12 protein-coding genes and 1 pseudogene are annotated in these 13,550 nt (G+C 72.1%); 6 read left to right on the top strand and 7 right to left on the bottom strand.

Annotated elements, in window-relative coordinates; all coding sequences use genetic code 11:
- From DTB53_RS06275 to DTB53_RS06265, 3 genes and pseudogenes are all read left to right on the top strand, one after another.
- Positions 1-93 (top strand): annotated as a pseudogene (locus DTB53_RS06275) (class I SAM-dependent methyltransferase); the annotation flags it as partial.
- Positions 90-1,442: a class I SAM-dependent methyltransferase gene (locus DTB53_RS06270; protein ID WP_012381582.1), complete on the top strand. Its 1,353-nt coding sequence runs from the start codon at positions 90-92 to the stop codon at positions 1,440-1,442. The pseudogene DTB53_RS06275 and the gene DTB53_RS06270, both read left to right, overlap by 4 nt.
- Positions 1,439-2,242 carry a DUF1295 domain-containing protein gene (locus DTB53_RS06265; protein WP_012381583.1) on the top strand — a complete coding sequence of 268 codons (804 nt, stop codon included), beginning with the start codon at positions 1,439-1,441 and terminating at the stop codon, positions 2,240-2,242. The genes DTB53_RS06270 and DTB53_RS06265 overlap by 4 nt, the downstream gene beginning before the upstream one ends.
- Before the next feature lie 64 nt (positions 2,243-2,306).
- Here the strand turns inward: DTB53_RS06265 and DTB53_RS06260 are convergent, their stop codons facing one another.
- The 5 genes from DTB53_RS06260 to DTB53_RS06240 form a co-directional block, all read right to left on the bottom strand.
- Entirely contained in the window at positions 2,307-3,674 is a 1,368-nt protein-coding gene (locus DTB53_RS06260) for a cryptochrome/photolyase family protein (RefSeq protein WP_012381584.1), read from the bottom strand.
- 37 nt (positions 3,675-3,711) lie between these two features.
- Positions 3,712-4,464: an anti-sigma factor gene (locus DTB53_RS06255; RefSeq protein ID WP_012381585.1), complete on the bottom strand. Its 753-nt coding sequence runs from the start codon at positions 4,462-4,464 to the stop codon at positions 3,712-3,714.
- The gene (locus tag DTB53_RS06250) at positions 4,461-5,045 is read right to left on the bottom strand and encodes a sigma-70 family RNA polymerase sigma factor (RefSeq protein WP_012381586.1); all 585 of its coding nucleotides are present in this window, start codon (positions 5,043-5,045) and stop codon (positions 4,461-4,463) included. Before DTB53_RS06250 ends, DTB53_RS06255 begins: the two co-directional genes overlap by 4 nt.
- A 113-nt stretch (positions 5,046-5,158) precedes the next feature.
- On the bottom strand, positions 5,159-5,596 hold the full coding sequence (locus DTB53_RS06245; RefSeq protein ID WP_012381587.1) for an ABA4-like family protein: 438 nt from the start codon (positions 5,594-5,596) through the stop codon (positions 5,159-5,161).
- The gene (locus tag DTB53_RS06240; protein WP_012381588.1) at positions 5,593-6,561 is read right to left on the bottom strand and encodes a hypothetical protein; all 969 of its coding nucleotides are present in this window, start codon (positions 6,559-6,561) and stop codon (positions 5,593-5,595) included. The genes DTB53_RS06245 and DTB53_RS06240 overlap by 4 nt, the downstream gene beginning before the upstream one ends.
- Before the next feature lie 115 nt (positions 6,562-6,676).
- Here DTB53_RS06240 and DTB53_RS06235 point away from each other — a divergent pair, with 115 nt between their 5' ends.
- Complete coding sequence (locus tag DTB53_RS06235) at positions 6,677-7,417, top strand: MerR family transcriptional regulator (protein WP_012381589.1); 741 nt, start codon at positions 6,677-6,679, stop codon at positions 7,415-7,417.
- Positions 7,418-7,649: 232 nt separating this feature from the next.
- Here the strand turns inward: DTB53_RS06235 and DTB53_RS06230 are convergent, their stop codons facing one another.
- Positions 7,650-8,501: a siderophore-interacting protein gene (locus tag DTB53_RS06230; protein WP_003970195.1), complete on the bottom strand. Its 852-nt coding sequence runs from the start codon at positions 8,499-8,501 to the stop codon at positions 7,650-7,652.
- A gap of 52 nt (positions 8,502-8,553) precedes the next feature.
- Positions 8,554-9,462 carry a 5'-3' exonuclease gene (locus tag DTB53_RS06225; protein ID WP_042497503.1) on the bottom strand — a complete coding sequence of 303 codons (909 nt, stop codon included), beginning with the start codon at positions 9,460-9,462 and terminating at the stop codon, positions 8,554-8,556.
- Positions 9,463-9,722: 260 nt separating this feature from the next.
- Between DTB53_RS06225 and DTB53_RS06220 the strand changes: the two genes are divergently transcribed.
- Together DTB53_RS06220 and DTB53_RS06215 are read left to right on the top strand one after the other, a co-directional pair.
- Positions 9,723-10,859, top strand: a complete 1,137-nt coding sequence (locus DTB53_RS06220; protein ID WP_003970197.1) for a quaternary amine ABC transporter ATP-binding protein — start codon at positions 9,723-9,725, stop codon at positions 10,857-10,859.
- Positions 10,852-13,473 carry an ABC transporter permease/substrate binding protein gene (locus tag DTB53_RS06215; protein ID WP_012381591.1) on the top strand — a complete coding sequence of 874 codons (2,622 nt, stop codon included), beginning with the start codon at positions 10,852-10,854 and terminating at the stop codon, positions 13,471-13,473. Before DTB53_RS06220 ends, DTB53_RS06215 begins: the two co-directional genes overlap by 8 nt.
- Positions 13,474-13,550: the final 77 nt, after the last annotated feature.

Here is a 13,550-nt window from a genome sequence, read left to right as displayed (position 1 = left end):
TGGACCTTCTACCTCGCCTACTCCGAAGCGGGCTTCCGCTCCGGCTATCTCGATGTGCAGCAACTGGTTCTGACCCGCGAGGAGACCGCGTGACCACGACCGCACCCAAGCCCCCCGCCCGGCGCACCCCGACCGGGGCCGCCCAGCGCGTCGAACCGCTGATCGAGCGGTTCCTCGGCGGCCCGCCGCCGGTCCGGGTCCGGATGTGGGACGGCAGCGAGACCGGGCCCAGGGACGCCCCCACCGTCCATGTGCGGACCCGCAGAGCGCTGCGCCGCCTGCTGTGGGAGCCGGGCGAACTCGGCCTCGCCGAGGCCTACATCACCGGTGACATCGACCTCGACACCGATCTCGGCGACGGGCTGCGCGCCATGCGCCGGGCCGCGCGCGACCGCGGCCTCACCCCGCCCTCGCCCGCCCTCGCGGACCGGATCAGGGCGGCGGGCCTCGCCCTGCGCCTCGGCGCGGTCGGCCCCCGGCCGCCGGCCCCCGCCGCCCGCGCCGGACTGCGCGGGACCCTGCACAGCAAGGCCCGCGACCGGGCGGCGATCAGCCACCACTACGACCTGTCCAACGCCTTCTACGCGCTGCTCCTCGACGAGACGATGGCGTACTCCTGCGGCTACTGGACCAGCGACGCGCCGGGCTACGGCGCGGCCGACGCCCAGCGCGACAAGCTGGAGCTGATCTGCCGCAAGCTCGGACTGCGGCCCGGCGCGCGGCTGCTGGACATCGGCTGCGGCTGGGGGTCGCTGACCCTGTACGCGGCCGAGCGCCACGGCGTCCGCGTCACCGCCGTCACCCTCGCCGCCGAACAGGCCGCGTACGTACGCGAGCAGGTCGCCGCACGCGGCCTCGGCGAGCTCGTCGAGGTGCGACACATCGACTACCGGGACATCGCGGGGCGGCCGGAGACCCGGGGGGCGTACGACGCCGTGTCCACGGTCGAGATGGGCGAGCACGTCGGGGACGCCGAGTACCCGGCGTTCACCGCGATCCTGCACGACGTGCTCCGGCCGCGGGGGCGGGCCCTGGTCCAGCAGATGTCCCGGGGGGCCATCGCGCCCGGCGGCGGCGCGTTCATCGAGTCCTACATCGCCCCCGACATGCACATGCGTCCGCTCGGCGAGACCGTCGCCCTGCTGGAGGGCGCCGGCCTGGAGGTGCGTGACGTCGAATCGCTGCGCGAGCACTACGTGTGGACGGTGGAGGCCTGGCGGCGCACCCTGGAGGAGCGCTGGGCGGAGTTCGTCGCCCTGGTGGGGGAGGAGACCGCGCGGGTGTGGCGGCTCTACCTCGTCGGCGGCGCGCTCGCGTTCGAGGAACGGCGGATGGGCGTCGACCAGATCCTCTGCGTACGGCCCGACCCGGTCGGCTCCGCCGCGATGCCCGCCACCCGGCGCGACTGGTACGCACCGGCCGGGCCCGAGGAGGAGCGGTGAGCGGCTTCGCCTGGGGCGCGTTCGCGAGCGGGCTCGCGGGCGCGGCCGTCGCCGCCCTCGCCGTCATGCTCGTCACCTTCGCCGTCGCCCTGAGGAAGGGCGTGCACCGGATCGTCGACGTGGCCTGGGGCATCGGGTTCGCCGCCGTCGCCCTGGTCTCCTACAGTCTGTCGGCGGGCGAGGGCGACGACGTCCGCCGGCTGCTCGTCACCGCCCTGACCGTGATCTGGGGGCTGCGCCTCGCGATCCACATCGGCCGGCGCGGGAAGGGGCACGGGGAGGACCCGCGTTACGAGAAGATGCTGGCCAAGGCCCCCGGCAACCCCCAGCTGTACGCCCTGCGCAAGGTGTACCTCCTCCAGGGCGCCCTCGTCTGGCTCGTCTCGCTCCCGGTCCAGGCCGCGCAGTACCTCACCGCGCCGCTCGCCCCGTGGGCCTGGGCGGGGGTGCTGCTGTGGGCCGTCGGGCTGGCCTTCGAGGCGATCGGTGACGCGCAGCTCGCCCGGTTCAAGGCCGACCCCGCCAACAAGGGGAAGATCATGGACCGGGGGCTGTGGTCCTGGACCCGCCACCCGAACTACTTCGGCGACTTCTGCGTCTGGTGGGGCCTCTTCCTCTTCGTCTGCCAGGCACCGGCCGCCGCTGCCGCCACGGTCGTCGCCCCGCTGGTGATGAGCTTCCTGCTGACCAGGGGCAGCGGAGCGGCCCTGCTGGAGCGCCACATGGCCGACCGGCCCGGGTTCGACGCGTACGTGGCGCGGACGAGCGGCTTCTTCCCCCGGCCGCCGCGCCGGGTGTGACAGCGAAGGGGGCCCGCCCCGCGGCTGCGCGGGACGGGCCCCTCGTCCGGTGGCCGTGGTCCGGTCAGTCCAGGCCCCGGGCGCGTTCGAAGCGGGCCCGGGCCTCGGCCAGGTCCACCACCGGGTCCGGATAGTCCAGGGCCGCCCGGTCCAGGCCCTGGAGCTTCCAGGGCTCGTGGATCGCGGAGCCCTCCACCTCCGCCAGCTCCGGCACCCAGCGCCGTACGTAGTCGCCGCGCGCGTCGAAGCGCTTGCCCTGGATGACCGGGTTGAGGACCCGGTTGGGCCGGGTGTCCGTGCCGGTGCCCGCCACCCACTGCCAGTTGAGCTGGTTGTTGGCCACGTCGCCGTCGACCAGCAGGTCCAGGAAGTGCCGGGCGCCCACCCGCCAGTCCACGTACAGCGTCTTGGTGAGGAAGCTCGCGGCCAGCATCCGGGCCCGGTTGTGCATCCAGCCCTCGTGCGCGAGCTGCCGCATCGCCGCGTCGACCAGCGGATAGCCGGTGAGCCCGGACTTCCAGGCGTCGATCTCGTCCGCGTCGGAGCGCCAGCGGTCGTGGCGCGGCCGGTAGTCGGACCAGGAGGCGTCCGGCCGGTCCGCGAGGACCTGGTGGTGGAAGTCGCGCCAGGCCAGCTGGCGCACGAACGCCTCACCCCCCAACCCGCCCTTCTCCCGGGCGCGGTGGACCAGTTCGGCGGCGGAGACCGTACCGAAGTGCAGATGCGGGGAGAGCCGGGACGTCGCGTCGCCGGCCAGGTCGTCGTGGCCGTCCTCGTAGTCGGCCATCGGCCCGTTCAGCCAGGACGTCACCAGTTTGCGGCCCGCCTCCTCGCCGCCCCGGGCGAGGCCGGGGGAGAGGTTCTCGACGGAGTCCCGGTCCGGGAGCGGGTCGCTCGCCACGCCGTCCGGCACCCGCACCGTGCGGGGAGCGGTCAGTGTGCCCCGTACTCCCTCCGCCTCCCAACGGCGGAAGTACGGGGTGAACACCGCGAAGTGGTCCTTGCCGCCCGTCGGGACCACCCGGCCCGGGGCGAGCGCGGTGACCACCGCGTCATGGACGTGCAGCTCGCGGCCGGTGTCCGCCAGCGCCTCGCGGATCCGCTGCTCGCGCCGCGCCGCGTACCGGCTGACCCCGGCGGCGATGTGCACCCGGGCCGCCCCGGTCTCCTCGGCCACCCGCCTCACCTCGGTGGCCGCCTCGCCCCGGCGGACGATCAGCCGGCCGCCCCGGTGGCGGAGTCCGGCGTCCAGGGCGGCCAGACAGTCGGCGAGGAAGGCCAACCGGTTGGGCGCGTCGAACCCGGCGCGGTGGACGGCGTCGTCCCGGACGAACAACGGGACGACCTCGTCGGCGTCCCGCAGGGCGGCACGCAGCACCGGGTTGTCGTGCAGACGCAGATCGGAGGTGAACAGCACCACCGCGACACTCATGGAACGGGCGCTCCTCGCATGGTTCGTGGGTGTGGGGTCAGGCGGTCGGGAAGTTCATCAGGGCCACCGGATCCGAGGTCGGTTCGGCCGATCCGCCGGCGGGTTCGACCGTGATGCCCATGCCGGACGCCCGGTCCACCGGACCGTTCAGCAGGACCGCGTCGTCGCTCGCCTTCGGGTCCATCAGTCCGGCCGAGCGCATCGTGCCCTCGTCGTTGAACCAGATCTGGTAGACCTTGCCGCTCGGCGGCGGAGCCATCCCCGAGGCCAGGAACACCGCGCGGTTCTGGCTCTGCGAGACGACGACGGTGCCGTGCGCCCCACCGGTCAGCTCGCTCGACGCGGTCTTCGCGTCCGGGGCCGAGAGCACCTGGGCCAGCCGCTCGTTCTGCCGCTGCGCCTGGTTCGCCTCCTGCCGGGCGTCCTGGGCCACCTGGTTCTGCCAGACCGCGACCCCGCCGAACGCGGCGGCCGCGGCGACGCAGGCGGCGAGCGCGTAGGCGTACCACCGGCCCGTCCGTCCGCCCCCGCCGGTCCGTGCCCGTCTGCCGGGCGTCGGAGCCTCCTGGCGTACGGTCGTGATCTCCCGCAGCACCCGGTCGCGCAGCTCGCGCGGCGGGGTCTCGGCGACGGCGAGGCCGAGCCGGGCGGCGGTGGCCGACAGCTCCCGCACCTCCTGGGCGCAGGCCTCGCAGTCCTCCAGGTGGCGCTCGAACTCGTGCCGTTCGGAGTCCGGCAGTGCGTGCAGGGCATAGGCACCGGTCAGCGTGTGCAGTTCGGCCGTGCTCATGCGCTCACCCCCAGGCAGTCGCGCAGGCGGATGAGGCCGTCGCGGAGTCGTGTCTTGATGGTGCCCAGCGGCACGGCGAGCAGCTCCGAGACCTCACGGTAGGTCAGGCCCCGGTAGTAGGCCAGGGTCACCGACTCCCGTTGCAGCTCGGACAGGGTGCGCATACAGCGCCGTACCTGTTCTCTCTCCAGCCGGGTCTCGACCTGTTCGGACACCTCGTCGAAGGCGGGCGTCCGGTCCAGCAGCGCCGCCTTGTGCTCCCGGGCGGCGGCGGCCTCGGCCGAGCGGACCCGGTCGACGGCCCGGTGGTGGGCCAGGGTCAGCACCCAGTTCATCGCGCTGCCCCGGGAGGCCCGGAAACGGGGCGCGGTGCGCCACACCTCCACCAGCACCTCCTGCGCGACCTCCTCCGACTGGGCCGGATCGCGGAGCACGCTGCGCACCAGGCCGAGCACGGGCCCGCTCACCGCGTCGTACACCGCGGCGAACGCGTCCTGGTCACCCCGCGCGACCCGCACCAGGAGCTCCTGGAGATCGGGACCGGCCGAGGCCACCCCACTGATGTGTACGGCTTCCTTCACGCGGCTTTCCTCCCGGGGCGATCGTCGCTTCCGGGAGTGATTCGGAGCCGAGGACCGTGCGGATTGGTCGGACGGCCGCGATCTTTCCAGACCGGACCCCGGGAGGACGCGACTCAGCCGGTGGGCGTTTCGCGCCGCGGCGAGCGGACGGCGCGGACGGCGAGGAAGATCAGCAGCCCGAACGGCGACAGCAGGATCGTCAGGACCAGCAGCGGTCCCATCAGCAGCGGCGACAGCCCCAGCTTCCGGCCCTGGAGGTACATCCACTGCCCGAGCAGCAGGTCCCAGGCGATCACCTGCGCCCACAGGGCCCCCGCGCCGCCGGCCAGCGCCATCAGATCCCGGAAGGTGTCGATGTCCGGCCTGCTCACCGCCGACCAGAGCTCCGGGAACACCGGGACGGCCATGACCACGTAGACGACGAGCACCGGCAGCACGGTCAGCGGCGAGGCGGCGACGCGGGCGGTGCCGGACCAGGTGGGGGCGAAGACCATCAGCAGCCAGAACGGCGCGGCCAGGTAGAACGTGATCTCGAACAGGGCGTCGGTCATACCGCGGGCTCCTTGTCGTCGGCGGTGCGGGGGGACGGGCGGTCGGGGACGGCCGTGCGCAGCGCGCTCCACGTTGCGCACACCACCGCCGCGAGGACGGCGCCGGCGGCGGCCAGCGTGAGCCCGTCCGGGTGGACCAGTGGCTGCCCCCGGAGCGCCTGCCAGGTGATGAGCGCCAGGAGCGCCGCGTAGCCCCCCACGGCGACCCGCACCAGACGCAGCCGCACTCCGGCGTCGCGCAGCGGCGCGAAACGGGGCGCGAGCAGCGGCAGGGCGATCAGGAGGAGCGGGAGGAGCTGGAGGGCGTGCATGCCCACGAAGTGCGGGGCCCGCAGATCGCCGCCGGTCGTCGACCAGCCGGTCAGCGGCATGGCCGGGCCGCCGTCCGGTACGCCCACGGAGTGCGCGCCGATGACGTCGGCGGTGTCGAGGTTCCTCGCCGCCCGCTGGCCCTCGCTCGGCCCACCCATCAGGAAGCCGAGGCCCGCACCGGCCAGGGCGATCAGCAGACCGCCCCGGACGGCCAGGGCGGTCGCCCGGTCGGCGATGCGGCTGCGCAGCAGCAGGACGGCGATCACCAGGGTGGCCGCCCACAGGACGGCGACGGTCTGCCCCATCGCACTCCACAGCGCGGTGTCGAAGGGGGTCGCGGTGTTGAAGTGGCTGCGCCGGCCCCGGACGACCTGCACCGTGATCAGGACCATCTCGGTGAGGCTCGTCAGCACGACGACGTGGCCGGCCCATCGGCCGGTGCGCTGCCCCCGGGTGAGCCGGGTCAGCATCCAGGCCAGGGTCATGCAGTACGCGACGAAGGACACGGCGAACTTGAACGGCTTCGCCCAGATCGGCGCGCCGACCAGGACCCGGTCGTCGACGACGAGGCCCACGGCGGACACGAGGGCCATGACGGCCATCGCGGCGGAGAAGATCACTAATGGGCGATGCCAGGAACGCCATGACGACATGAGGGACCCCCTGTGATGATGCGATTAATATGGATAGCTGCGCTGTCCGCTATCCGATAGAGGGACTATCTATGATGAGGGCGGTTTCTGGCAAGGGTGAAAGGGCGAACACGCGGTGCGTATCGGTGAGTTGAGTCGCAGTTCCGGGGTCCCGGTGCCGACGATCAAGTACTACCTACGGGAGGGACTGCTGCCCGCAGGCGAGCTGACCAGCCCGAATCAGGCCCACTACGGCCCCCGGCACGAACGCCGGCTGCGCCTGATCCGGGCGCTGCTGGACGTCGGCGGCCTCTCGCTGGCCGGCATCGGCGAGGTCCTGGAGGTCATGGACGACCCCGAGCAGCCGGTGCACAAGGTGCTCGGCATCGCGGCCGACGGCGTCACCCCGGCGGGCCGCGAGGAAGAGGCGGGACCGGATCTGGAGGAGGCGCGGCGCGAGGTCGCCGAGCTCCTGCTGCGGCGGGGCTGGCATGCCGACGAGTGGGGCCCTGCCGCCGAATCGCTGGCGGGCGTCCTGGCCGCGCTGCGCAGGGCCGGACACGGCGGGTACATCGGCCTGCTGGACGCCTACGCGGATGCCGCCGAGCCGGTGGCCCGCGCCGACCTGGACTACGTGCAGCGGCGGGTGGCCCGCGAGGACCTGGTCGAGAGCGTCGTCGTGGGCACCGTCCTCGGCGAGGCGATGTTCGGCGCGCTGCGGAGGCTGGCGCACATCGACGTCTCCTTCCGGCGCTTCGAGTCCCCGCGGAACCTCTCGGGGCCGGTCGATCCGGAGGGCTCCCGCGCCGCGGGAGACGGCGGGGGGCGGGGCGCCGGGGCCGCTGCCGGCGGTGCGGAGCCGGAGCCCGTGGGGTGACCGCCCCGGGCCCGGCGGCGTCCGCCCCGTGGGGCGACCGGTGCGGGGCCGTGTGCGCGGCCGGGCGGATGTGCGTGGGGGGTGCGTGCCGTGGCGGCCCCCGCGCGAGGCGCGACCGGGCCCCGTCCGCCGCGCCCCGACGCGCGGACCCCGCCCGCCGCGGGTGCGGCGGACGGGGCCCGGTGGCCGGTCCGGCGGGGCCGCCCGGGGGCGGCCGGCGTCGGGGCGGGCGCTACGGAGCGGTCGTGCCGCTCTCCTGCTCGCGCTCCACCTGCTCGTTCCACTCGCGCTTCACGGCGCGCCAGGCGTCGTCGTCCTTGCCGAGACGCCAGTAACCCGAGATCGAGAGCCGCGACAGCGGGATCTGCCGCTCCACGCGCAGATAACGGCGGATCTCCTTCACGAAGCCCGCCTCCCCGTGCACGAAGGCCTGGATCTCGCCCTCGGGGAAGTCCAGCCCCTTCACGGCGGCGGTCAGCAGCTCGCCGACGGGCCGGTCGCCGCGGTGCAGCCAGGTCACGGACACCCCGTCGGGCGTCACGATCTTCTGCTCCTCGGAGGCGTCCGCCACCTCCACGAAGGCGTGCACCACCGCACCCGACGGCATCTGCTCCAGCGCCGCCGCGATCGCCGGCAGCGCGCTCTCGTCGCCGGCCAGCAGATGCCAGTCCGCCGACGCCTCGGGGCCGTAACCGCCGCCGGGGCCGAGGAAGGTCACCTGCTCGCCCACCCGGGCCCGCTGCGCCCACGGTCCCGCGAGGCCCGAATCGCCGTGCACGACGAAGTCGACGGCCATCTCCCGGGCGACCGGATCCCACGAGCGCACCGTGTACGTACGCGTGGTGGGCCACAGCTCACGCGGGTGGCTCTCCCGGATCGCGGCCATGTCGAACGGGTGCGCGTAGTCCGCGCCCTCGGGCGCGAAGCACAGCTTGATGTAGTGGTCGGTGAAGCCGGAGAGGGCGAAGTCCGCGAGTCCTTCGCCGCCGAGGACCACCCGGACCATGTGCGGGGTGATCTGCTCGGTGCGCACGACCTGCGCCCCCTGAGCCGTGGGTCCCTGCCGGGCCGGCCGCTCTGCCACGAGGTACTCCCTGGTTCGAAAACGTGAGCTTAGGTATACCTAAGTTAACACCTCAGTGCTGAAGGGCGGTCAGGAGCCGCTGAAGTGCTCCGCCCAGCCCCCACCGCTCGGCCAGCGCCTCCAGGGCGGCCGGGTCGCGCGGTTCGCGCGGCAGCGCCGGGTCGAAGTCGGGCAGGGGGACGTCCCCGGCCACCCGGACCACCTTCGGCGCGACCGCCACATAGGCGCGCGCCTCGTCCAGCCGCTTGCGCTGCGAGGGCGTCAGCTTCGCCTTCGGGTCGTCCACCGCCGCCATGATCCCGTCGAGATCGCCGTACGCGTCCAGCAGCTTCGCCGCCGTCTTCTCGCCGATGCCGGGGACGCCCGGGAGCCCGTCGCTCGGATCGCCGCGGAGCAGCGCCAGGTCCACGTAGCCCGCGCCGTCCACGCCGTACTTCCCGCGCAGCCACGCCTCGTCGGTCACCTGGAGCGTGCCGACGCCCTTGAGCGGGTAGAGCACGCGGACCTGGCGGGCGTCGTCGACCAGCTGGTAGAGGTCGCGGTCGCCGGTGACGATGTCCACCGGTCCGGTCGCCCGCCCCGCGAGGGTGCCGATGACGTCGTCCGCCTCGTAGGGCGTGACGCCGACCCGGGCGATGCCGAGCGCCGCCAGCACGTCCTCGATGATCGGGACCTGCGGGGACAGCGTGTCGGGGACCTCCTCCTCGTCCGTCTGCCCGGCGGGCGTCTCCTCGGCGACCCGGTGCGCCTTGTACGTCGGGATCAGGTCGACCCGCCACTGCGGACGCCAGTCGTTGTCCCAGCAGGCGACCAGGTCGTCCGGCCGGTGGTCCTGCACCAGGCGGCCGATGAAGTCGAGGAGGCCGCGCACGGCGTTCACCGGGGTGCCGTCCGGGGCGCGCACCGAGTCGGGCACGCCGAAGTAGGCGCGGAAGTAGAGGGAGGCGGTGTCGAGGAGCATCAGGCGTCGCGTCACAGACCCGATGATGCCCCACCGCGCCCACAGTCGCTCCGAGTAACCGCTTACTGCCGCTCCGTCGCAGGTCAGTGACGTGGGTCACTGTCTTGTTTGAGTTGTGTAAGCGCGGGCAGGCGCGCCATCGGAGCGAACCACGTCGCATTTTCAACTAGTGCATGTGCCACGCGGAAAGAACCCGCACCGCTCCACGGTCTGCCGGAGGGGGTGGCAGACCGTTTTTCGGTTCAACGCGTGAGGTGTATGTGTCCAGGCTGCAAGCCGAGCACTTGTACAAAGTCTTCGGCAGACGACCCGATGAAGCCGTGCGGAAGCTCGAAAGCGGCTCCGACCGCGACGAGTTGCGCGCCGAGGGAACGACCGCAGCGGTGATCGACGCCTCGTTCACCGTGGAGCCGGGTCAGATCTTCGTCGTCATGGGGTTGTCCGGCTCGGGCAAGTCCACCCTGCTGCGGATGCTCAACGGTCTGCTCGACCCCACCGCGGGCCGGGTGCTGTTCGACGGCCAGGACCTGACCGCCCTGAGCCCCCGCGAGCTGCGGCACGTCCGCTCCACCAAGATCAGCATGGTGTTCCAGCACTTCGCGCTCTTTCCCCACCGGAGCGTCCTGGAGAACGCCGCGTACGGCCTGGAGGTGCAGGGCGTCGCGCGTGCGGAGCGCGAGGCGCGCGCGACGGAGGCGCTGCGGCTGACCGGCCTCGAAGGCTGGGAGAAGTCCTGGCCCGACGAGCTGTCCGGCGGCATGCAGCAGCGCGTGGGTCTCGCCCGCGCCCTGGCCACCGACGCCGACCTGCTGCTCATGGACGAGTCCTTCAGCGCGCTCGACCCGCTGATCCGCCGTGACATGCAGGACCAGCTCCTGGAGCTCCAGAAGCGGCTGAAGAAGACCATCGTCTTCATCACCCACGACCTCAACGAGGCCATGCGCCTGGGCGACCGGATCGCCGTCATGCGCGACGGGCGGATCGTCCAGCTCGGTACCGCCGAGGACATCCTTGTCACCCCGGCCAACGACTACGTCGCCTCCTTCACCCAGGACGTCGACCGCTCCCGGGTGCTCACCGCGGGCGCGATCATGGCCGAGGCGCACACCGTGATGGGCAGCAGGGCGGCGGACGGCACCGAGCTGCGCACCCCGCAGGACGTGCTGGCCGCGGCCCCCGCCACGGTCCCGGAGTCCACCCCGATCATCGACCTGTTCACGCCCTGCTCGCAGAGCGCGAACCCGGTCGCCGTGACCGACGCCAAGGGCAAGCTCGTCGGCGTCGTCCCCAGCTCCCGTCTGCTCGCGGTCCTCGGTGAGCCGATGGCCCCGAGCGAGGCGCCCCGCGACACCGAACCCGCGGCGGCCGACGGCGTGAAGAAGGTGGCCAGTGTTTAGGCTCCCCCTCGGCGAATGGGTCGACTCCGCGGTCGACTGGCTGCAGACCCACCTCGCCTGGCTCTTCGACGCCATCAGCTCCGTCGTCAGCGGCATGTTCGACGGCATAGCCGCCGTGCTCTCCGCCCCCGCGCCGCTGATCTTCGCGGGCATCGTCGCCGTCATCGCCTGGTGGCTGCGCGGTCTGCCCGCGGCCCTGCTCACCTTCGTCGGATTCGCCCTCATCGACTCCGTCGAACTGTGGGACGAGGCGATGGACACCCTCACCCTCGTGCTCGTCGCGACCCTGGTCACCCTGGTCATCGCCGTGCCGCTGGGCATCTGGGCCTCCCGGTCCAGGACGGTCAGCGCGATCACCCGGCCGGTCCTGGACTTCATGCAGACCATGCCCGCCATGGTCTACCTGATCCCCGGCGTCATCTTCTTCGGCGTCGGCGTGGTCCCCGGCATCATCGCCACCATCATCTTCGCGCTGCCCCCGGGCGTCCGGATGACCGAGCTCGGCATCCGCCAGGTCGACGGCGAACTCGTCGAGGCGGCCGAGGCCTTCGGCACCACCTCGCGCAACATCCTGCTGCGCGTCCAGCTGCCGCTCGCCCTGCCCACGATCATGGCCGGTATCAACCAGGTCATCATGCTCGGCCTGTCCATGGTCGTCATCGCGGGCATGGTCGGCGGCGGCGGCCTCGGCGGCTCCGTCTACCGCGCCATCGGCAACGTCGACGTCGGCCTCGGCTTCGAGGCGGGCATCTCCATCGTCATCCTCGCCATGTACCTGGACCGGATGACCGGCGCGCTCGGCACCGAGGTCTCCCCGCTGGGCCGCCGCGCGGTCGCCAAGGCCCAGGCCATGGCCGAGGGCTGGAAGATCTGGACCTACCGCCCGCAGCCCCGCGTCGCGGCCGTCGGCATCGTCGTCCTCGCCCTCGTCGCGGGAAGCATGAGCATGTTCGGCGGCTCGAAGGACGACACCGCCGGCGAGGCCGCGCGGATCGGCGACGGCAAGAAGGTCAGCATCGGCTACATCCCGTGGGACGAGGGCATCGCCTCCACCTTCCTCTGGAAGGAGATGCTGGAGCAGCGCGGCTTCGAGGTCGACGTCAAGCAGTACGAGGCCGGCGCGCTGTACACCGGTATGGCCAACGGGCAGATCGACTTCCAGACCGACTCCTGGCTGCCGGTCACCCACGCCAGCTACTGGGCGAAGTACAAGGACCGCCTGGAGGACCTCGGCGCCTGGTACTCGCCGACCTCGCTGGAGCTCGCCGTCCCCGCGTACATGAAGGACGTCCAGACGATGGACGACCTGAAGGGCCGGGCGTCCGAGTTCAAGGGCCGCATCGTCGGCATCGAGCCGAGCGCCGGCGAGATGGGCCTGCTCAAGGACAAGCTGCTGCCGGGCTACGGCCTGGACAAGGAGTACAAGCTCATCGACGGCTCCACGCCGTCCATGCTGGCCGAGCTGAAGCGCGCGTACGCCAAGAAGGAGCCGATCGTGGTTCCGCTCTGGTCGCCGCACTGGGCGTACAACGAGTACGACCTCACCAAGCTGAAGGACCCCAAGGGCCTCTGGGGCAAGGGCGACGGCGTCCACAGCCTGGCCCGCAAGGGCTTCTCCGCGGAGAACCCCGAGGTCGCCCAGTGGGTCAAGGACTTCAGGATGAGCGAGAAGCAGCTCACCAGTCTTGAGGCCGAGATCCAGAAGGCCGGCTCCGGCAAGGAGCAGGAAGCCGTCCGCACCTGGCTGAAGGACAACCCGGGCGTCGCCGACAAGTGGACCCCGGTCCCGAAGGACGCCAAGGCCGACGGCGGCAAGGACGAGCGCGACCGTGCCGTCGAGGTCGCCTGGTTCCCCTGGGAGGAGGACATCGCCGCCACCTACCTGTGGAAGGCGGTCCTGGAGGAGCGCGGCTACAAGATCAACCTCAAGCAGTTCGAGGTCGGCCCGATGTACGCCGCGATGTCACGCGGCCAGATCGACGTCCAGTTCGACGGCTGGCTGCCCTACACCCAGAAGAACTACTGGGACAAGTACGGGGACAAGCTGACCGACATCGGCTCCTGGTACGGGCCGACCTCCATCGAGGTCGCCGTCCCCGACTACGTCAAGGACGTCAAGACCCTCGACGACCTCAAGGGCAAGGGCTCCGACTTCAAGGGCCGGATCGTCGGCATCGAGCCCGGCACCGCCACCATGGAGAACCTCAAGAAGAACGTCCTGCCGAGCTACGGCCTGGACGAGGAGTACAAGGTCCTCGACTCCTCCACGCCCGGCATGCTGGCCGAGCTGAAGCGCGCGTACGCCAAGAAGGAGCCCATCGCGGTTCTGCTGTGGACCCCGCACTGGGCGTACAACGAGTACGGGATGACCAAGCTGAAGGACCCGAAGAAGGCGTTCGGCGAGGGCGACCGGCTGCACACCATCGCCTCCAAGGAGTTCCCGAAGCAGTACCCGCAGCTGACGAAGTGGTTCAAGGACTTCAAGCTCACCGAGGAGCAGCTCGGCGGCCTGGAGAACGAGATCCAGAAGCGCGGCGCGGGCCACGAGGAGGAAGCCGTGAAGGCCTGGATGGACGAAAACCCGGGCATCGCGGACACCATGGCGCCCCAGTAGGGGCCCACGGGTAGCAAAGCAGCAGGTCGGAAGGGGTGGCCCCCGCCTCGGGGCGGGGCCACCCCTTCCGGCTGCCC

Origin of the sequence: Streptomyces griseus (genome assembly GCF_900460065.1) — a bacterium.
In the GTDB taxonomy this organism is placed as follows: domain Bacteria; phylum Actinomycetota; class Actinomycetes; order Streptomycetales; family Streptomycetaceae; genus Streptomyces; species Streptomyces griseus.
This window is presented reverse-complemented; position numbering and strand designations above follow the sequence as displayed.

Coding starts and splice junctions, on each gene's coding strand:
- DTB53_RS06260 (WP_012381584.1), bottom strand. CDS start 3,674: ATGAGTGTCGCGGTGGTGCTGTTCACCTCCGATCTGCGTCTGCACGAC.
- DTB53_RS06255 (WP_012381585.1), bottom strand. CDS start 4,464: ATGAGCACGGCCGAACTGCACACGCTGACCGGTGCCTATGCCCTGCAC.
- DTB53_RS06245 (WP_012381587.1), bottom strand. CDS start 5,596: ATGACCGACGCCCTGTTCGAGATCACGTTCTACCTGGCCGCGCCGTTC.
- DTB53_RS06240 (WP_012381588.1), bottom strand. CDS start 6,561: ATGTCGTCATGGCGTTCCTGGCATCGCCCATTAGTGATCTTCTCCGCC.
- DTB53_RS06225 (WP_042497503.1), bottom strand. CDS start 9,462: ATGCTCCTCGACACCGCCTCCCTCTACTTCCGCGCCTACTTCGGCGTG.